General features: G+C 70.7%; 19 protein-coding genes. 8 read left to right on the top strand and 11 right to left on the bottom strand.

Translation table 11 applies throughout. The features are described from left to right. Position 1: 1 nt before the first annotated feature. The 6 genes from M6B22_RS03590 to M6B22_RS03565 all read right to left on the bottom strand — a co-directional run bounded on the left by M6B22_RS03590 (position 2) and on the right by M6B22_RS03565 (position 7,072). Entirely contained in the window at positions 2-388 is a 387-nt protein-coding gene (locus M6B22_RS03590; protein ID WP_269444407.1) for a response regulator, read from the bottom strand. Then, positions 385-1,242 (bottom strand): CheR family methyltransferase, encoded by an 858-nt coding sequence (locus M6B22_RS03585; RefSeq protein WP_269444406.1) that lies wholly within the window; start codon positions 1,240-1,242, stop codon positions 385-387. Before M6B22_RS03585 ends, M6B22_RS03590 begins: the two co-directional genes overlap by 4 nt. Then, complete coding sequence (locus M6B22_RS03580; RefSeq protein WP_269444405.1) at positions 1,239-2,348, bottom strand: protein-glutamate methylesterase/protein-glutamine glutaminase; 1,110 nt, start codon at positions 2,346-2,348, stop codon at positions 1,239-1,241. Before M6B22_RS03580 ends, M6B22_RS03585 begins: the two co-directional genes overlap by 4 nt. 30 nt (positions 2,349-2,378) lie before the next feature. Next, a complete protein-coding gene (locus tag M6B22_RS03575) occupies positions 2,379-4,037 on the bottom strand; it encodes a methyl-accepting chemotaxis protein (RefSeq protein WP_269444404.1) in 1,659 nt (552 codons plus the stop codon). Positions 4,038-4,151: 114 nt separating this feature from the next. After that, positions 4,152-4,607, bottom strand: a complete 456-nt coding sequence (locus M6B22_RS03570; RefSeq protein WP_269444403.1) for a chemotaxis protein CheW — start codon at positions 4,605-4,607, stop codon at positions 4,152-4,154. After that, on the bottom strand, positions 4,604-7,072 hold the full coding sequence (locus M6B22_RS03565) for a chemotaxis protein CheW (RefSeq protein WP_269444402.1): 2,469 nt from the start codon (positions 7,070-7,072) through the stop codon (positions 4,604-4,606). Before M6B22_RS03565 ends, M6B22_RS03570 begins: the two co-directional genes overlap by 4 nt. 148 nt (positions 7,073-7,220) lie before the next feature. Between M6B22_RS03565 and M6B22_RS03560 the strand changes: the two genes are divergently transcribed. After that, complete coding sequence (locus M6B22_RS03560; protein WP_269444401.1) at positions 7,221-8,426, top strand: MFS transporter; 1,206 nt, start codon at positions 7,221-7,223, stop codon at positions 8,424-8,426. On the opposite strand, the gene M6B22_RS03555 is transcribed toward M6B22_RS03560, so the two are convergent. Genes M6B22_RS03555 through M6B22_RS03545 form a run of 3 tightly spaced genes read right to left on the bottom strand, consistent with a single transcriptional unit; the run spans position 8,404 to position 10,050 of the window. Beyond that, a complete protein-coding gene (locus tag M6B22_RS03555) occupies positions 8,404-8,823 on the bottom strand; it encodes a nitroreductase family deazaflavin-dependent oxidoreductase (RefSeq protein WP_407935633.1) in 420 nt (139 codons plus the stop codon). The two genes, M6B22_RS03560 and M6B22_RS03555, sit on opposite strands and share 23 nt — an antisense overlap. A gap of 60 nt (positions 8,824-8,883) precedes the next feature. Next, positions 8,884-9,333, bottom strand: a complete 450-nt coding sequence (locus M6B22_RS03550; RefSeq protein WP_269444399.1) for a nuclear transport factor 2 family protein — start codon at positions 9,331-9,333, stop codon at positions 8,884-8,886. Positions 9,334-9,366: 33 nt separating this feature from the next. After that, the gene (locus tag M6B22_RS03545; protein ID WP_269444398.1) at positions 9,367-10,050 is read right to left on the bottom strand and encodes an SDR family NAD(P)-dependent oxidoreductase; all 684 of its coding nucleotides are present in this window, start codon (positions 10,048-10,050) and stop codon (positions 9,367-9,369) included. A gap of 138 nt (positions 10,051-10,188) precedes the next feature. On the opposite strand from M6B22_RS03545, the gene M6B22_RS03540 reads away from it, so the two are divergent. The 4 genes from M6B22_RS03540 to M6B22_RS03525 all read left to right on the top strand — a co-directional run bounded on the left by M6B22_RS03540 (position 10,189) and on the right by M6B22_RS03525 (position 13,500). Next, positions 10,189-10,803: a TMEM175 family protein gene (locus M6B22_RS03540; RefSeq protein ID WP_269444397.1), complete on the top strand. Its 615-nt coding sequence runs from the start codon at positions 10,189-10,191 to the stop codon at positions 10,801-10,803. Between the two features lie 73 nt (positions 10,804-10,876). Next, positions 10,877-12,319, top strand: coding sequence for an NAD-dependent succinate-semialdehyde dehydrogenase (locus M6B22_RS03535; RefSeq protein ID WP_269444396.1), 1,443 nt, complete (start codon positions 10,877-10,879; stop codon positions 12,317-12,319). Between the two features lie 67 nt (positions 12,320-12,386). Further along, positions 12,387-12,914, top strand: coding sequence for a hypothetical protein (locus M6B22_RS03530; protein ID WP_269444395.1), 528 nt, complete (start codon positions 12,387-12,389; stop codon positions 12,912-12,914). After that, complete coding sequence (locus tag M6B22_RS03525) at positions 12,907-13,500, top strand: RES family NAD+ phosphorylase (protein WP_269444394.1); 594 nt, start codon at positions 12,907-12,909, stop codon at positions 13,498-13,500. Before M6B22_RS03530 ends, M6B22_RS03525 begins: the two co-directional genes overlap by 8 nt. 407 nt (positions 13,501-13,907) lie before the next feature. On the opposite strand, the gene M6B22_RS03520 is transcribed toward M6B22_RS03525, so the two are convergent. Next, positions 13,908-14,630 (bottom strand): IclR family transcriptional regulator, encoded by a 723-nt coding sequence (locus tag M6B22_RS03520; RefSeq protein WP_269444393.1) that lies wholly within the window; start codon positions 14,628-14,630, stop codon positions 13,908-13,910. Positions 14,631-14,697: 67 nt separating this feature from the next. Here M6B22_RS03520 and leuC point away from each other — a divergent pair, with 67 nt between their 5' ends. The 3 genes from leuC to M6B22_RS22080 all read left to right on the top strand — a co-directional run bounded on the left by leuC (position 14,698) and on the right by M6B22_RS22080 (position 17,349). Beyond that, a complete protein-coding gene (leuC, locus tag M6B22_RS03515) occupies positions 14,698-16,116 on the top strand; it encodes a 3-isopropylmalate dehydratase large subunit (protein ID WP_269444392.1) in 1,419 nt (472 codons plus the stop codon). Between the two features lie 3 nt (positions 16,117-16,119). Then, on the top strand, positions 16,120-16,713 hold the full coding sequence (gene leuD / locus M6B22_RS03510) for a 3-isopropylmalate dehydratase small subunit (protein ID WP_269444391.1): 594 nt from the start codon (positions 16,120-16,122) through the stop codon (positions 16,711-16,713). Positions 16,714-16,902: 189 nt separating this feature from the next. Next, positions 16,903-17,349 carry an HU family DNA-binding protein gene (locus M6B22_RS22080; protein ID WP_269444390.1) on the top strand — a complete coding sequence of 149 codons (447 nt, stop codon included), beginning with the start codon at positions 16,903-16,905 and terminating at the stop codon, positions 17,347-17,349. 91 nt (positions 17,350-17,440) lie between these two features. On the opposite strand, the gene M6B22_RS03500 is transcribed toward M6B22_RS22080, so the two are convergent. Beyond that, positions 17,441-18,313, bottom strand: coding sequence for an NUDIX hydrolase (locus tag M6B22_RS03500; RefSeq protein WP_269444389.1), 873 nt, complete (start codon positions 18,311-18,313; stop codon positions 17,441-17,443). Between the last annotated feature and the right edge of the window lies 1 nt (position 18,314).

Genomic DNA, 18,314 nt, shown 5'->3' with positions numbered 1-18,314 from the left:
GTCAGACTCCAACCGTGATAAGGCCGAGTAGTTCCAGCTTCTCCGCCACCGCGTCGGCGGTGAACGGCTTGATGAGGTATTCGTGCGCGCCGGCCGCGAGTGCCCGCACGATCTGGCTCTGCTCGCTCTCGGTCGTCACCATGAGCAGCGTGAGCCGGGTGTACCGCGAGTCCTTGCGGACCGCCTGGATGAACTCGAGCCCGTTCATCTCCGGCATGTTCCAGTCGATGAGAGCCAACTCCGGAACCGGATCGCTGGCGGCGAGTACATCGAGCGCCTCGCGGCCGTTGCCGGCCTCGCAGACCTCGAAGCCGAACTGGCCCACGATGCGGCGCAGGATCCTGCGCATCGCGGATGAGTCGTCGATCACGATTGCGTGCACGGTCATGCCCTTCTGAGAGGGGAAGCGTTGGTGGCCGGCCGGTAGGCGGTGAGGCCGCCGAACCGGACAGCCTCGAACTCGTCGTCGATTCCGCGCGTGCTCTCGGCTGTGCCGAGGACGAGCCAGCCGTCCGGCGCGAGAACCTGGCGTACCCGGCGCAGGATGGAGCGCTTGGTCGGGATGTCGAAGTAGATCAGCACGTTGCGCATGAGGACGACGTCGAACGTCGGCAGCGCGACGAACGGCGCGGCCAGGTTCAGGGCGCGGAACGTGATGTCGCGGCGCAGCTGTGCACCGACGTTCCACCCCGTCCCGCTGCGTTCGAAGAAGCGCACGAGGTGGCGGGCCGGCAGCCCGCGGTTCATCTCGAGCTGGCTGTACCGGCCGGTTCTGGCCCGCTCCAGCACCTCGTTCGAGATGTCGGTGGCGAGGATCTGGTGGCGGCGCGCGGGTTCGAGCGAGTCGGCCAGCAGCATGGCCAGGCTGTAGACCTCCTGCCCGGTGGATGCGGCAGCGGACCAGAAGCGCAGGGTGTGGTGCACGGACCGGACGGACTGCAGGCGGGGGAGCAGTTCGGTGCGCAGGCCTTCGAACACCCCCGGATCGCGAAACCAGGACGTTTCGTTGGTGGTCAGGGCCTCGACGACAGCCCAGCGCTGCCGGTGATCGCCGGTCTGACGCAGCGCGCGCACGTAGTCGCTCACCGATCCCGTCCCGGCGGCACGCGCGAGCGGGGCCAGCCGGGCCTCGACGAGGTACTCCTTGCCCGGCTCCAGGACGATCGCGGCCTCGCGTCGAACCAGATCGGACACGAAGCCGAACTCGCTCGCGCCGATCGCTGCCGTTCGCGGGGCGGTCATCGTGCTGCTCCTACCGGGGCGCCGAGCCCGTTGAAGTGTCCGGACAGATACGAGGCAATCCCACCCAGCGGCAGGACGGTGTCGGCGAGCCCGGCCTCGGTGACCGCGCCCGGCATACCCCAGACGACGGACGAAGGCTCGTCCTGGGCGACTACCAGCGAACCGCTCTGCCCGATCAGGGCAGCGCCGTCACGCCCGTCGTGACCCATACCGGTCAGCACCACGGCTATCGCATTGCCGGGGAAGACCCGTGCCACCGACCGGAACAGCACGTCGACGGACGGCCGGGAGAAGTTCTCCGGATCCTTGTCGTGCAGTTGGGTCTGGACGAGCGCACCACGGCGGACGAGTTCCAGGTGGCGACCACCCGGCGCGATGTAGATAACGCCGGGCTGCAGCACCTGGCCGTCCGTAGCCTCGACGACGCTCGCCGGCCCGAGTCGATCCAGGCGTTGGGCAAGCATCCCGGTGAACACCGGTGGCATGTGCTGCACGATGACTATCGGCACCGGAGGCCGCTGGCTGAGCGATCCGAGCACGCGGGACAGTGCCTCCGGGCCACCGGTGGAACTGCCCACCGCGACGACCTGCAGCGGGCCGGACGGCCGGGTGCGGCCGGCGGCGCGATAGGCCTTGGTGGCGGACGCGGCCCCGGCGAGGCTGCCGACGGCGGCCGCGTGCCGAAGTGCGGGCAGGCGCTGAGCGCGCGTGGCGAGCGCACGCACGCGGGGCACCAACTGGTCGCGCACCTCGGCAAGCGAGGCGGTGAGGCTCACCCCGTTGGTGGGCTTGGTGACGTAATCGCTGGCTCCCGCGGCGAGGGCCTCCAGCGTCGCCGCCGCCCCGGAGCTGGTCAGCGTCGAGAACATGATCACGGGCAGCCGCGGGTGGCGGCGGCGCAGCTCGCGCATCGCCGCCAGCCCGTCCAGCACCGGCATCTCGATGTCGAGGGTGACCAGGTCCGGCTTGAGTTCGTCCACCTTGCGCAGGGCGATCTCGCCGTTCGCAGCCGTCCCCACCACATGGATGCCGTCCGCCTCGTCCAGCACGGCGGTCACCAGCCGCCGCACCAAGGCCGAGTCGTCGACCACCAGAACCGAGATCATCCTCATTCCGCTCGCTCGTCAGGTGGTGGGTCAGTAGCTGAAGCTGGCGACTTGGGTGCGCAGGTCGCTGGCCATGCGGGCGAGTTCGTCCACGGCGACGCGCGTTTGGGTGACGGCTTCGGTGGTGGCGGCTGCCGCGGTGGCGACGCCGTTGATGTTGTCGGTGATGTCGCCGGAGCCGGTGGCGGCTTCGCTGACGTTGCGGCTCATCTCGTTGGTGGTGGCGGTTTGTTCTTCCACTGCCGAGGCGATGGTGAGCTGGTAGTCGTTGATGGAGGCGATAATCTGGGCGATCTCGCCGATGGCGGCGACGGCACCTTCGGTGTCGGCCTGGATGGCCTCGACGCGGGAGACGATGTCTTCGGTGGCGCGCGAGGTTTCCTGCGCGAGTTCCTTGACCTCGTTGGCGACCACGGCGAAGCCCTTGCCTGCTTCACCGGCGCGGGCGGCCTCGATGGTGGCGTTGAGGGCGAGCAGGTTGGTCTGCGCGGCGATCGAGGTGATGACCTTGACGACGTTGCCGATCTCCTGGCTGGACACGCCGAGCTTGCTGACGGTGGCGTTGGTGGCCTCGGCGGCGGAGACGGCGGTGGAGGCGACGCGGGCGGCTTCGTTGGCGTTCTGGGCGATCTCGCGGATCGAGGCGTCCATCTGCTCGGAGCCGGCGGCGACGGTCTGCACGTTGCGGGAGACCTGCTCGGAGGCCTGGGCGACGACGCCGGCCTGGGTGCTGGTCTCCTCGGCCGCGGCGGAGATCTGGGTGGAGGAGGCGGACAGTTCCTCGCTGGAGGAGGCGACCGAGTCGGCAGAGCTGACCACCTGCGCGATGACCTCGCGGAAGTTCTGCTGCGCGGCGCTCAGCGCGGACGCCATCTTGCCGACCTCGTCGCTGCTGTGCACGTCGGCGTCCACGGTCAGGTCACGCCGGGCCATCGCCTCCAGCGAGGTCTGCACCCGCCGCAACGGCCGCCGGATCGCACCCGCGACGAGCAGGCTGATCGTCAGCGCGAGCAGCAGGCCGATACCCAGCACCACGAACTGCTTGACGATGTCCGCGTGCGCTGCGTCCGAGGACTTCTTCGCCTCGTCCACGAAGTTGGTGACCCCGGCCGCGTCGGAGGCGTCCATGGCGTCGGCCATCTGGCTGATGACCGGCGCGGCCTTGGCCGCGTACGCCGCGGCGAAGCCGTTCAGGTCGTTCGCCTGCGCGAGCGGGACGAGGGTGGTGTCCCGGACCTTGGTGAACGCGGCCCACGCCTTCTTGAAGTCGGTCCAGTACGGGGTGTCGCCCAGCACCGGGTCGACCTTGGCCACGGCCGCGGCGACTTCGGCGTCGGTGCCGGCGATCGACTTGATCCAGTCCGCCTTCGCGGCCGCGCTCGGGCTCGCCGCCAGCTGCGCGATCTCCATCCGCGCCTTGAGCTCGTCCTGGTGGATCACGTTGAGCGGCTGCCCGACGTCGGACTGGGTCGCGGCGAGGGTGCGGATGTCCGCCCCGATGTTGGCGAGGCCGGCTGCGGCCACCGAGCTCGCGGCGATCGCGACGGCGGCGAGCACGCCGATCGCGAACAGCAGCTTGGTGCGGACCCCGCGGTTGGCGAACCAGCGGCTTACTCCGGACAGCCGGCCGCCGAGCGCCGCTGGTGCGGGCAGGACGACCTGGGACGGGGACACGGTGAGCGTGGACATGAACTGCGCCTCTCGGGGATGTGCGCTCCGGGGGAGAGCGCCATGGGGGTCTGTGTGGACTTGATGCGGGGTTGATGCGGGTGGTGTTGCGGTGGCTCGGTGCAAGCGGGTGATTCAGGCGGCGACTGCGGCCTCGACGTCGAGGCTGAGCAGCAGTTGGCCGTCGAGCTTGTACGCGCCGAAGACCAACTCGCGGACCACGCCGGTGAGCGTGTCGGGCGGCAGCTCGAACTGGTCGGTCGTCACGTCGATCACGCCGCCGATCCGGTCGACCACGAGGGCGATCGGCTCGCCGGCTACCAGGACGACCACCAGCATCGAGCTGGTCTCGCCGTCCGGCCGGCCCAGCTCGAGCCGCTCGCGCAGGTTGATCGCGGTGACGACCTGGCCGCGCAGGTTGATCAGCCCGGCGACGGTGGCCGGTGCGAGCGGCACCCGGGTGAGGTCCTGCTGGCGCAGCACCTCCCGGACCCGCTCGACCTCGATGCCGTACAGGCCGTCGCCCAGCCAGAACGTCGTGTACTGACCGGCGTGCTCTGCCGTTCCCGGTTCGGTACGCGGCTGGCTCATGACGACACTCCTGCGTGGGTGAAGCTGGTTCGGTGCACCCGGTGACGGTCGGACTGTGGCCCGGACAACGGGCCCGACAGCGGGCCCGACAGCGGGCCGGACGGCCGGCCCGCTGTACTGGGCGCGCCGGCGAAGAAGGCCGGGTCGGCCACCAGGATCGCCTGCTCGACATCGAGCAGCCCGATGATCCGGTCCTTCACGACGACCGAGCCGGAGAAGCCGCGCTCGTCGGACGTGCCGTGCACGCCGCCGTCGTACTCGACGATGTCGATGATCTCGTCCATCACCATCGCGATGCTGTGCCCGCCGCGGGTGTAGACCGCGACCGGCAGCTCGCTGCGCGGCTCGGACGGATCGGCGCCGAGGTAGTAGCCCAGGTTCAGCAGCGGGATCACCTTGCCGCGGTACTGGACGACGTCCCGGCCGCCGACCTGCTCGACGCGCTGGGCCGCGACCATCTCCAGTCGGGTGACCATGGCCATCGAGATCGCGACCTGGCGGCCGCCGCCGATGCCGGCGATGAGCAGTCGTTCGGCCTCGCGGTCGGCGAGGGCGACGGCCTGGGCCTGCGCGTGCGCCTGGTGGCCGCGATCGGCGGCCTCGCCGCGCAGCGCCCGGCGGGCCAGGTTCTGCACGTCCAGGATCAGCGCGACCGTGCCGTCGCCCAGGATGGTGGCGCCGGAGTAGACGCCGATGTTCTTCAGCCGCGCGCTGAGCGCCTTGACCACGATCTCCTCGGTGTTGAGCACGCGGTCGACGAGCAGCCCGAAGCGGCGTGCACCGGCCTGCAGCACCGCGATCACGACGTTGCTCGCCGTGTCGGTGCGGCCGACGTCGAGCACCTCGGCCAGGTCGATCAGCGGCAGCAGCACGCCGCGCAACCGGTACACCGGCGCACCGGCGACCCACTCGATCGCGGTGGCGGCCTGCCGCTCGTCGATCGCGACCAGCTCGAGCAGGCTGACCTGCGGGATGGCGTAGCGGTCGGTTCCGCACTCGACTGTGAGGGCGGGCACGATTGCCAGGGTGAGGGGGACGCGCAGCCGGCAGACGGTGCCGGCGCCCTTCTCGGACTCGATCTCGATCGCGCCGCCGATGGCCTCGATGTTGGTCTTGACGACGTCCATCCCGACGCCGCGGCCGGAGACGTTCGTGACGGCCGCCGCCGTCGAGAAACCCGGCTGGAACACCAGCTGCAGGATGTCCGCGTCGGTCATCTCGGCGAGTTCGCCCGCAGTCCGCAAGTTGCGCTCGAGCGCCTTGGCGGCGACACGCCCGGGGTCGATCCCGGCGCCGTCGTCGGCGACCTCGACCACGACCTGCCCGCTGTTGTGGTATGCGCGCAGGTGCAGCACGCCCTCGGCGGCCTTGCCCGCCCGCTCGCGCTCGGCAGGAGCCTCGATGCCGTGGTCGATCGCGTTGCGGACCAGGTGGGTCAGCGGATCCTTGATCGCCTCGAGCAGGGTGCGGTCTAGCTCGGTGTCCTTGCCGCTCATCTCCAGCCGCACGTGCCGCCCGCACTGGGCGCTGAGGTCGCGGACGACGCGCGGCAGCTTCGACCAGAGGTGGTCGATCGGCTGCATCCGGGTCTTCATGATGCTTTCCTGCAGCTCGGTCGTGATCACGTTGAGCCGCTGCGCGGTGTGGCTGAGCACCGGGTCGGACAGGGCACCGATCCCGCGCACGATCTGATTGCGCGTCAGGACCAGCTCCCCTGCCAGCCGCATCAGGGCGTCCAGCAGGTCGACGTCCACCCGCAGCGAGCTCTCGGCCGCACTGCGCTTGGCCGGGTGCCCATCGTCGGAAGCGGCAGCCGACGGCTTGCTCGCGGCGGGCGCCTTCGATGCGGGCGCGGGTGCGGTGGCCGGCTCGACCACCGCCGGCTCGACCACGGCCGGCTCGGCGGCGACTGGTTCCGGCGGTTCGGCGGTGTCCTCGGCGGTGTCCTCGGCGGTGTCCTCGGCGGTGTCCTCGGCGGTGTCCTCGGCGGTGTCCTCGGCCGGCTCGACAGTGTCCTCCACAGCGGTCGACTCGGTGACCGCAGGCTCGGCCGGAGCGGCCGCGGCCGGAGCGGCCGGAGCCGCGCCGTCCGGCTCCATCTGCGCGCGCAGCCGGGTGACAGCCTGCTCGATGTCGACCTCGCCCTCACTGCCGGTCTGCTCGATCGCGGTGAGGATGGCCCGAACGTTGTCCACCATCAGCAGCAGCGCGTCGGCGGTCGGGGTCGTCATCGTCTGCAGCCCGTCGCGTAACCGCGACAGCAGCGACTCGCCGGTGTGGGTCAGACTCTCGAGCCGGTTGAAGGCGAGGAACCCACTGGTGCCCTTGATGGTGTGGATCGTGCGAAAGATGCTGGAGAGCAGTTCACGGGACCCGGGATCACCTTCGAGTGCGAGTAGATCGCGGTCCAGTTGATCAAGGTTCTCTGAGCTTTCGATCAGGAACTCCTGGACGATGTCGTCCATGTCTTCCACTGTCGGCCTCCGTCATCCGTGACCTCTCTGCTATCGGCGGCCGGAAGCCCATCCTGAGAGGCGATACCGGAGAGACCATCGCCACACGCGGACCCGTGGTGGCACCCGCAGCGCGCCGGCGCCACTGTTATCGTCGGCTGTGTCATCGACGGGGCCGCGGCCGGCCAAGCACGCCACGTCGGTCGCCTTCATCGCGGCCGGATTCGCCTTCGCCAGCTGGGCGGCCCGCATTCCCCAGGTGCGCGATCGGCTGCAGGTCAGCCCCGCGGTCCTCGGCCTGATCCTGCTGTCGCTGGCGCTCGGCGCCCTCGTCGCGCTGCCGCTGGCGGGCTCGATCATCCACCGCTTCGGCGCGGCCTGGACGGTCGGGCGGATGTCGGTGCTGCTCGGCGCCGGCCTGGTGGTCGCGGGCGTCGGCTACCGCTTCGGGCCGGCGCCGGTGGTGATCGGGCTCGTCCTCGTCGGGTTCGGCAACGGTGCGTGGGACGTCGCGATGAACGTGCACGCCGCCGCGGTCGAGCAGCAGTTGGGCCGCTCGATCATGCCCCGCTTTCACGCCGGCTTCAGCGTGGGTACGGTCGCCGGCGCCCTGATCAGCGTGCCGCTGGTCGCCTGGCACGTCTCGGTGACGATCCACATGATCGCGACCGCGGTGCTCGTGGTGGGGATCGTCCCGTACTCCGTCCGCCACTTCCTGCCCGAGTTGCCCGACGCCCCGCACGCACCGGCCGGCGAGGCGGCGCCGCGCGGCGCGGCGCTCACGGCCTGGCGTGAACCGCGCACCCTGCTCATCGGCGTGTTCGTGCTGTGCGCCGCGTTCACCGAGGGCACCGGCAACGACTGGCTCGGGGTGGCGGTGATCGACGGCTACCACACCTCGGCGGTGGTCGGGACGAGCGTGTTCGCGGTGTTCCTCGCCGCGATGACCACGGCGCGCTGGTTCGGTCCGGCAGCCATCGACCGGTTCGGCCGGGTGCCCGTGCTGCGCATCTCGGTCGGCCTGGCGCTGGTCGGCCTGGTTCTCGTCGTCATCGGCGCCGCGCTGCCCGTCGCCTACCTCGGCACGCTGCTGTGGGGGGCCGGCGCCGCCCTCGGCTTCCCGGTCGGGATGAGCGCGGCGTCCGACGACCCGGCGCTCGCACCGCGCCGGGTGAGCGTGGTGTCCTCCATCGGCTACACCGCGTTCCTGGCCGGTCCGCCGGTGATCGGCTTCCTGGGCAGCCATGTCGGCGTGCTGCGGGCGCTCAGCATCGCCGCCGCGCTGCTTGCGCTGGCCACGGTGATCGTGCCCGCCACCCGAGAGCCGGACCGAGCCGCCCGGCTCACCGAACCGGCTCGCAGATGATCACCGGGATCTCCCGGTCCGTCCAGCTCTGGTAGTTCTCGTAGTCGGCATACAGCCGCACCAGCCGCGGCCAGAGCACCGCACGCTCCGCGGCGTCGGCGACGCGGGCCCGCATCGCGCGCGTCCGCGTCCCGAGCTGCACGGTGACCGCCGGCTCGGCCAGCAGGTTGTAGTACCACTGCGGGTTCGTGGGCAGACCGCCCTGCGAGGCGACCAGCACCGCGTCCTCGCCATCGGCCAGGTACAGCAGCGGGACGGTGCGCGGCACGCCGCTCTTGCGGCCGGTCGTCGTGAGCAGGCAGACCGGCACGCCGTGCCGCAGCGCGCTACCCACGTGCCACTTGCGCCCCAGGCGGCCGCCGCTGCGCCGGTACAGCCAGGTGTGCGCGGTGGACATCGCCTTGATGATCTTCACCGTGCTGGGCCGGTCCAGCCCCTTAGGCTTCGCCTTCACCCGTCACCCCCAACGGTTCGCGGTCAGGCGCCAGCTCGGGACGTCGTCCAGTGACTGGGTCGCCTCGTAGCTGCGGACGTAGCCGGTGCGCGCGATGCGCCACTGCCCGTCCGCCTCGCGCAGGTAGTGGTCCTCGTAGAACGCCGCGCCGGTGAGCAGCAGCCGCTGCTCGAGCACGATCACCTGGTCGTGCAGGTACCAGGTGCCGCGTGCGTGATCGCCGGCCACCGTGATCTCCGGGTGGTGGCACTGGTGCACGGTGATGATCGCGGGGCCGAGCGAGGTGCGAAGGAACGCGACCAGCCGCGCGCGCCCGGTGAAGCTCAGCTTCGGGCCGTAGCTCGCGACCACGTCAGCGGTCAGGGTGCCCTCGAGCGCGTCCCAATCCTTCAGGTCGAGCGTGCGCAGGTAGCGGTACTTGAGCTGCTCGATGTCCCGGATGGTGTCCCGCACACCCCGCACCGTAGCCGGAACTTAGAACAAGTTCTAGGTGAGGCCGTAGACCGGCAGCGCCGCGCCGGACACGAGCTGCGCGGCCGGGGAGGCGAGGAACAGGTAGGCGGCCGCGACGTCTGCCACCTTCGGCCAACGCTCGTGGGCCGCGCCGGGCATCGATGCACGGTTCGCCGGGGTGTCCATGATGCTCGGAACGACCGCGTTCACGGTGATGCCGGAGCCGTGGGTCTCCGCGGCGGCCATCTGGACGAGGTGCAGGACGCCGAGCTTGCTCACCGAATAGGCGAACCCGCTGCCCTCGGTCCGCAGCGCCACCCGGCTCGCGGTGTGCACCACGCGGCCCTCGCCGCGCTCGCCCAGCCGCCGCAGCGCGTGCTTGGTGATCAGTGCGGCGGAGGTCAGGTTGAGCTGCAATTGCCGGGCGAGTTCGGCCGGGTCGAACTCGGTCAGCGGCCGGCGCCCGGCGAAACCCCCGATCACGTTGATCACCGCCCACGGCACCGGCTCGGCATCGAAGGCGGCGCCCAGCGCGCCGTCCTCGAGCACGTCGGCACCGCGGTAGCCGACCCCGTCCAGCCGGTGCGCGCCGTCCGGCTCGACCCGGTCGAAGCCGACGACCTGCGCGCCCGCGCCGCGGAACGCCTCCGCCAGGCCACTGCCGAGTGCGCCCGCGGCGCCGAACACGAACACGGTCCGTCCGGAGTACTCGCTCATCGCCGCAGCCTCTCACGCATGCCGGCGTGCTCGGACCGCGAGGTGCTCGTTGTTCCTCGTGCCGACGCCGCCCGAACTGGCCCGGCTCGCCCGCGGCCGCTATCAGGAGCAGCGGACCGCCCGCTAACCTTGCACCGCATGAGCGCGCCCGCGACCGACGATCAGGCCGACACCGGGCGGCTGGAGGCGTTCAGCGACGGCGTCTTCGCGATCGCGATCACGCTGCTCGTGCTGGAGCTCAGGGTCCCCGGGGGTGACGGCAGCCTGTGGCACAAGCTGATCCACGAATGGCCGCAGTTCGCGGCCTACCTGTCCAGCTTCGCGGTGATCGGCATCATGTGGGTCAACCATCACTCGATGTTCCGCGCGATCGTCCGGACGGACCGGCCGTTGCTGTTCCTGAACCTGTTGCTGTTGTTGTGGATGTCGCTGCTGCCGTTCCCGACATCGCTGGTGTCTCGCTATCTCGGCGGGGGCGGCCCGGACGCGTCGGTGGCCGAAGCCGTCTACAGCGCGAACCTGGCTCTCGCGGCGATCGCGTTCAGCCTGATCTGGGTGCGTGCGGTGCGGGGTGGCCGGCTCATAGCCGCGCCACTGGGTGCCGCCGCCGAGCGGAGTTCGCTGTTGCGCTTCTCCGTCGGCACGTTCATCTACGCGGCGACCATCGGCCTGGCCTTCCTCTCCGCGCCGCTGGCGCTGGGAGTGCAGGCCGCGCTGGCGCTCTACTACGGGTTCGAGCAGGTGTCCGCCTGAGCCGTGCCGCGCGGGTGGCAAGCTGGCAGCAGGACGGTCGGGTGCGCCGACCGCCGTCGCGAGAGGCGCTGTGATGAGTCTTCCTGCTGGTGTCCCGAGCCAGATGTTCGTCGGTGGCGAGTGGGCCGACGGCTCGGCAGGCACCTTCGAGGTGCTGAACCCCTCGGACGGTTCGGTGCTGTGCGCGGTGCCGCGGGCCGGGGTGGATGACGTGCAGCGGGCGGTCGGCGTGGCCGCCGACGCGCAGCGCGACTGGGCGGCGACGGCACCGCGCGAGCGGGGTGAGGTGCTGCGCCGCGCCTTCGAGGCGATGCTGGCGCGCAAGGAGGATCTCGCCTTCCTGATGTCGCTGGAGATGGGCAAGTCGCTGACCGACGCGCGCGGCGAGGTGAGCTACGCGGCGGAGTTCTTCCGCTGGTTCGGCGAGGAGGCGGTGCGCATCGACGGGGCGCTGCGCACGGCGCCGTCGGGCGCGAATCGGATCCTGACCTTCCGCAAGCCGGTGGGAGTCGCGCTGCTGCTGACGCCGTGGAACTTCCCGGCGGCGATGGCGACCCGCAAGATCGGCCCGGCGCTCGCGGCCGGGTGCAGCGTGGTGCTCAAGCCGGCGGAGGACACCCCGCTGACGGCGTTGCTGCTGGCGCAGTTGCTGCACGAGGCGGGTGCGCCGGCCGGGGTGGTGAACGTGCTGACCACCGACCGGCCCGGCGAGTTGACTGAGACGGCGCTGGCCGATGCGCGGGTGCGCAAGCTGTCGTTCACCGGGTCGACGGGTGTCGGTCGCATGCTGCTCAAGCAGGCCGCCGACCGGATCGTGAACACCTCGCTCGAACTAGGCGGCAACGATCCTTTCATCGTGCTCGAGGACGCCGATCTGGACGCGGCCGTGCAGGGCGCCATGCTCGCCAAGATGCGTAACGGCGGGCAGGCGTGCACGGCGGCGAACCGGTTCCTCGTCGCCGAGCAGGTGGCCGAGGACTTCGGCAAGCGGCTGGCCGAGGCGATGGGCGCGTTGCGGCTCGGCCCGGGGACGGCGGAGGACACCCAGCTCGGGCCGATGATCAACGCGAAGGCCGTCGAGGGCATCGCCGACAAGGTGGATCGCACGGTCGCCGCCGGCGCGTCCGCGGTGCTCGGGGGCGAGCGTCCGGACGGGCCGGGCTTCTTCTACCCGGCGACCGTGCTTGCCGGTGTGCCGCGCGACTCGGCGGCGGCGACCGAGGAGGTGTTCGGCCCGGTGGCGCCGATCATTTCGGTGCGCGACGAGGACGACGCGCTGGCGATCGCCAACGCGTCCGAGATGGGGTTGACCGGCTACGTCTATACCGGTGACCTGGCCCGCGGGCTGCGGGTGTGCGAGCGGCTCGAGGTGGGCATGGTCGGCCTGAACCGGGGGCTGGTGTCCGACCCGGCGGCGCCGTTCGGCGGCGTGAAGCAATCCGGGCTGGGCCGCGAGGGCGGCTACGAGGGCATCGACGCCTACCTGGAGACGACGTACGTCGCCACGGCCTGGTGAGCTCAGTGGTTGACAAAGTTGACACGGCGTAGGCTGGTGTCAAGCACGTCAACCAGGAGGTGACGCCGTGTCCAAGCAGAGCCGCGCCGCGGTCCTCGAGGCGGTCCGTCGCAGGCTCGAGCAGGAGCCGGACCTGGTGCTTCCCGCGCTGCGCTTGATCGCCGACCCGGACGCGCTGGCCGATCCCCTGGACGACACGACGGTGACGCTGGCGAAGACGCTGAACGCGTACCGGGAGGCGACCATGCTTCGCGAGTTGCGGGCACGCTCATACACCACCGCGGACGTCGCCGAGTTGCTCGGCGGGATCAGCCGGCAGGCGGTGTCGGCTCGCGTCGCAAAGGGCCGCCTGATGTCGATCGAGATCTCCGGACGGTCCTACTTCCCGTCCTGGCAGTTCGTGAACGGAAGGCCGGCACCAGGATTGCCGCAGCTGATCGCCGCGCTGACCGAGGACGACGGCGACGTGCTGGTGGCCGACGCGATCATGCGCCAGAGCCTGCCGGAGGAGGGCGGCCGCAGCCCGGCCGACCTGCTCGCCGCGGGCGAGCCGGACCGGGCGGTGCACTACGTCCGCGTCGCCGGCGGTGGGTGACTACGGCTCGCGGCTGCCGAACGACCGGCCCGCGCAGCTTCGACTGGTCACCCTCCGGCAGCCCTGGTACCGGCTGGACCGCGAACCGCCGGAACGCTGGTCGTGGCGGCCGTTCCGGTCACCTCGGTACCGCTTCGATCCGGCGTCCGGCGCGACGCGGGTCCGGTATGCCGCAGACGCGCCTCGGGTGGCCATGCGCGAACGCTTCGACGAGGCGGCGCGCATCGTGCGCCACAGCGACCGGACGCTCCGGCTGGTCGAGCTGACCGGTTCGGTCCGCGTTGTCGACCTGCGTCGGGATCGCGTCCTGGACGCGTTGGGGCTGGACGATCAGATCAACACGGCACGGGCCGAGGACGTATGGATCGCCTGCCAGCGGCTGAGCGATCTCGTCCGGGACTGGTTCGGCGACCGGTGCGACGGCATCGCGTACCGATCGCGCACCTCACCTGAACGCGGCGCGAACCTGGTCTTGTTCGAACACGCCCCGCTGCGCGCCCGCGACCTCGGCCCGCTGATCGACCAAGCCGAGCTGATCGTGTCCTGCGTCCTCACCGACGGCTTCATCATCCGGGGCTGGCGCTGACCGAGGCGGTGGCCGCGTCCGCCACCCTCGCCTTGGCGCGATGATCGGGCTCTGCACGCAACAGTGCATGCAGAGCCCGATGTGTGCGCGGGCCGCTATCGGGCTCTGCACGCAACAGTGCATGCAGAGCCCGATGTGTGCGCGGGCCGCTATCGGGTTCTGCACGCAACAGTGCTGGCAGAGCCCGATGTGTGCGGACGGGTATGCCGGAACGCCGGATCAGCCCAGCGCGGCGGCCAGTCGGCGCGCACCGGTCACCAGGACCGGCGCGAAGCGCGGGCCGCTATCGGGTTCTGCATGCAACAGTGCCTGCAGAGCCCGATGTGTGCGCGGGACGCTATCGGGTTCTGCACGCAACAGTGCTGGCAGAGCCCGATGTGCGCGGACGGGTATGCCAGAACGCCGGATCAGCCCAGCGCGGCGGCCAGTCGGCGCGCACCGGTCACCAGGACCGGCGCGAAGCGCTGGCCGGGATTGCGCCCCAGCCGCTCGATCGGGCCGGACAGGGACAACGCGCCGAGCAACACCCCGCCGGCGTCCAGCACGGGAGCGGACACCGACGCGACCCCCGCCTCGCGTTGCCCGATCGACTGAGCCCATCCGCGCCGGCGCACGTCGGCGAGCGAACGCGCGGTGAACTCGGCCCCCTCCAGTACGTGTCCGAGCGAGGATGGCTCGGCCCAGGCACACAGCACCTGCGCGCCCGAGCCGGCGCTCAGCGGCAGCCGTGAGCCGACCGGCACCGTGGTCCGCAGCCCGGTGGCCCGCTCGGCCGCCGCGATACAGACCCGTTCGTTGCCGTCGCGCCGGAACAGCTGCGAGCTCTCGCCGCACTCGTCGCGGATCCAGGCGAGTATCGGGCCGGCCGCGGCGACCAGCGGATCGGGCAGCGAGGTCGCCAGCTCGCCGACCCGCGGGCCGACCACGAAGCGTCCCTCTGCGTCCCGCGCGATCAACCGGTGCACCTCGAGCGCGACGGCCAACCGGTGGGCGGTGGCGCGGGGCAGGCCGGTGGCGTCCACCAGTTCGGCCAGGGTGCGTGGCGCCTGCGCCACGGTTCCCAGGATCGCGACGCTCTTGTCGACGACACCGATTCCGCTGGATTGACCCGTGCTGCTAGGCTGTCCCATACAGCGATACTAGTGTCTCAGATAGTGAGATTGCAAGCGCGGCAGCCGCACGGCGGAAAGAGGCGTCATGGGAAAGACTCTGGCCGAGAAGCTCTGGGAGAGCCACGTCGTGCGCAGCGCGGCCGGCGAACCGGACCTGCTGTACATCGACATGCACCTGGTGCACGAGGTCACCAGCCCGCAGGCGTTCGACGGACTGCGGCTGGCGGGGCGGCCCGTGCACCGCCCCGATCTCACCCTGGCGACCGAGGACCACAACACCCCGACCGACTACACGCTGCCGCTGGTCGGCACCAGCTCGATCACCGACGAGGTCAGCCGCACCCAGATCGAGACGCTGCGGCGCAACTGCGCCGAGTTCGGCATCCGGCTGTACCCCATGGGCGACGCCGAGCAGGGCATCGTCCACGTCATCGGTCCGCAGCTCGGCATCACCCAGCCGGGCATGACCATCGTCTGCGGCGACTCGCACACCTCCACCCACGGCGCGTTCGGCGCACTCGCGTTCGGCATCGGCACCAGCCAGGTCGAGCACGTGCTGGCCACCCAGACGCTGCCGATGGACCGGCCCAGGACGATGGCCGTCACGGTGCACGGCGAACTTCCCGACGGCGTCACCCCCAAAGACGTCATCCTGGCCGTCATCGCCAAGACCGGTACCGGCGGCGGCCAGGGCTACATGGTCGAGTACCGCGGCAGCACCTTCGAGCAGATGTCCATGGAAGGCCGCATGACGGTCTGCAACATGAGCATCGAATGGGGCGCGCGGGCCGGCATGATCGCGCCGGACGAGACCACGTTCACGTACCTCAAGGGCAGGGATCACGCGCCGAAGGGTGCCGAGTGGGACGCCGCCGTCGAGTACTGGACGAGCCTGCGCACCGACGACGACGCCGAGTTCGACGCCGAGGTGACCCTGGACGCGACCACGCTCACGCCGTACGTCACCTGGGGAACCAACCCCGGGCAGGGTGCACCGCTCGGCGCGGCGGTGCCCGACCCGAACAGCTTTGCCAACGAGTCCGACCGGGTCGCGGCGCAGAAGGCCTTGGCCTACATGGGGCTGCAGCCGGGCATCCCGCTGCGCGAGGTCAAGGTCGACACGGTGTTCGTCGGCTCGTGCACGAACGGGCGCATCGAGGATCTGCGGGCAGCCGCCAAGGTCATCGACGGTCGCAAGGTCGCTGACGGGGTACGCATGCTGGTCGTCCCCGGCTCGATGCGGGTGCGCAAGCAGGCCGAGCAGGAGGGGCTGGACGCGGTGTTCACCGCGGCCGGCGCGGAGTGGCGCCAGGCCGGTTGCTCGATGTGCCTCGGCATGAACCCGGACCAGCTCGCGCCCGGCGAACGCAGCGCGTCGACGTCCAACCGCAACTTCGAAGGACGTCAGGGCAAGGGCGGACGCACCCATCTGGTGTCGCCGCTGGTAGCCGCGGCGACCGCGGTCGCCGGCCACCTCGCAGCACCGGCAGACCTGGAGGCCTGAGCAATGGATAGATTCACGGTCCACAGCGGCACCGCGATCCCGCTGCGCCGCAGCAACGTCGACACCGACCAGATCATCCCGGCCGTGTACCTCAAGCGGGTCACCCGCTCCGGCTTCGAGGACGGCCTGTTCAGCGCCTGGCGAACCAACGAGCCGGACTTCGTGCTGAACCAGCCCGCGTACCGTGGCGCGACGGTGCTGGTGGCCGGGCCCGACTTCGGCACCGGCAGCTCGCGTGAGCACGCAGTGTGGGCCCTGCTGGACTACGGCTTCAAGGTGGTCATCTCGCCTCGCTTCGCCGACATCTTCCGCGGGAACTCGCTCAAGGCCGGGCTGCTCACGGTCGAGCTGCCGGAGAAGATCGTGCAGCGGCTGTGGGAGGACGTCGAGCAGGATCCGAACCTGCAGGTCACCGTCGACCTGGTCGAGCGCCAGGTGCGGTGGAGCGGCGAGACGCACGACTTCGCGCTGGACGACTACACGCGCTGGCGGCTGATGGAGGGTCTGGACGACATCGGGCTCACGTTGCGACACACCGATGCCGTCGACGCGTACGAAGCGAGCCGCAAACCGTGGTTGCCGGCTGTCGCCGTCTGAAAGCGGCGATTCCCCTTACCAGCTAAGGGGAATCGCGGTAAATCACGGCCCGCGGCGCCCTCGGCCGCCGCGTCGCCGGGAAGAAAAGTCCTGCGACACAAGCCGATTGCGTTGTTCCGAGCGCCAGAAAGTCCTAGCGTGTCGAGGCGAACGACCAATCTGGTCAACGTAACCGTCCTGGGAGGACACGTGCCCAACAAGGCTCAGTTCATCGAGGCGCTCGCCGAGCGTCTCGACGGAGACAAGAAGCGCGCAGCAGCGGCGCTCGACGCGGTCATCGACACCGTCTATTCGATGGTGGCGAAGGGCGAGCGTGTTGCACTCACCGGCTTCGGTGTGTTCGAGAAGCGTGACCGTGCTGCACGCATCGCCCGCAACCCCGCGACCGGCGCCTCGGTCAAGGTGAAGAAGACCTCGGTTCCCGCGTTCCGCGCCGGCGCCGAGTTCAAGGACATCACCGCTGGTCGCCGCAAGGTCGCCAAGGTCGCCAAGGCCCCGGCCAAGAAGGCGGCTCCGGCCAAGAAGGCGGCGGCGAAGGCCCCGGCGAAGAAGGCCGCGGCCAAGGCGCCCGCCAAGAAGGTCGCTGCGAAGAAGGCGCCGGCCAAGAAGGCGACCGCCCGCAAGTCCGCGCGCTAGATCTGACACCGTCGGCAACGGCGGGTGGGGACGCGACAACGCGTCCGCACCCGCCGTTGCCCTCGTCAGGGGAGCGGGGCGGCGCAGACGGTCAGCGGACTGCGTCCTCGTAGTAGTCGGCCGCGACGACATCCCCGTCGACCATCGACAGCACCCAGGCGGCGCCCTTGCGGGTGTCCGACGACGCGACCCCGGGCGCGAGCCGGTCTATCAGCGCCGGGATCGTGATGCCCTGGCTGCACACCACGCTCACCTTGCCGGGTTTGGCCAACGCCAGCAGGGACGTCTGCGTGGCCGCGGGCGCCGCGCAGTACGACGCGTCCGCGAACGCGGGCTCGAGGGTGATCGTCAGTTCGAGAGCAGCGGCGGTCGGCTCCAGGGTCTGCACGCAGCGGGTGCGGTCGGCGGAGTACAGCCGGGCCGGCGCGAAGCAGCACAGGAAGGCGACCAGCCGATCGGCCTGCGCCCGGCCCACGTCGTCCAGCGGTCGCAGGTCGTCCTCGCCGTGCCACTCGCTTCGCCGCCCCGCCTTGGCATGGCGCACCAGCACGATCACCGAATCGGCAGGCGGCGTCGCAGCGAAGTCGCCGAGGACGGTGCGGTCGACGTCGTAGCTCAGCCGCTTGTGTGCCTTGCCGATGCTGAGCCACTGCATCGCGTCGGCCTCGCCGTTGGCCGCGAACCGACCGCCCAGGTGACGCATGGCCCAGTACGTGACGTGTTTGCGGGCGCCGTCGATCTGGTAGCGCACCCGTCCGATCCGGCGGGAGACGGCCACCTGCGCGCCGAGTTCCTCCTTCACCTCGCGTACCGCGGCAGCCAGGGTGGTCTCGCCGGTGGCGATCTTGCCCTTCGGCAGTGACCAGTCGTCATAGCGCGGCCGGTGGATCAGCGCGACCTGGACGGTGCCGTCGTGCAGGCGCCAGACCACTCCGCCGGCCGCGGCGACAGTGCGAGTGGCCACC

Origin of the sequence: Jatrophihabitans cynanchi (assembly GCF_027247405.1) — a bacterium.
Lineage (GTDB): Bacteria > Actinomycetota > Actinomycetes > Mycobacteriales > Jatrophihabitantaceae > Jatrophihabitans_B > Jatrophihabitans_B cynanchi.
The sequence above is the reverse complement of the archived record's forward strand: the minus strand, read 5'-3'. Positions and strand labels throughout refer to the sequence as shown.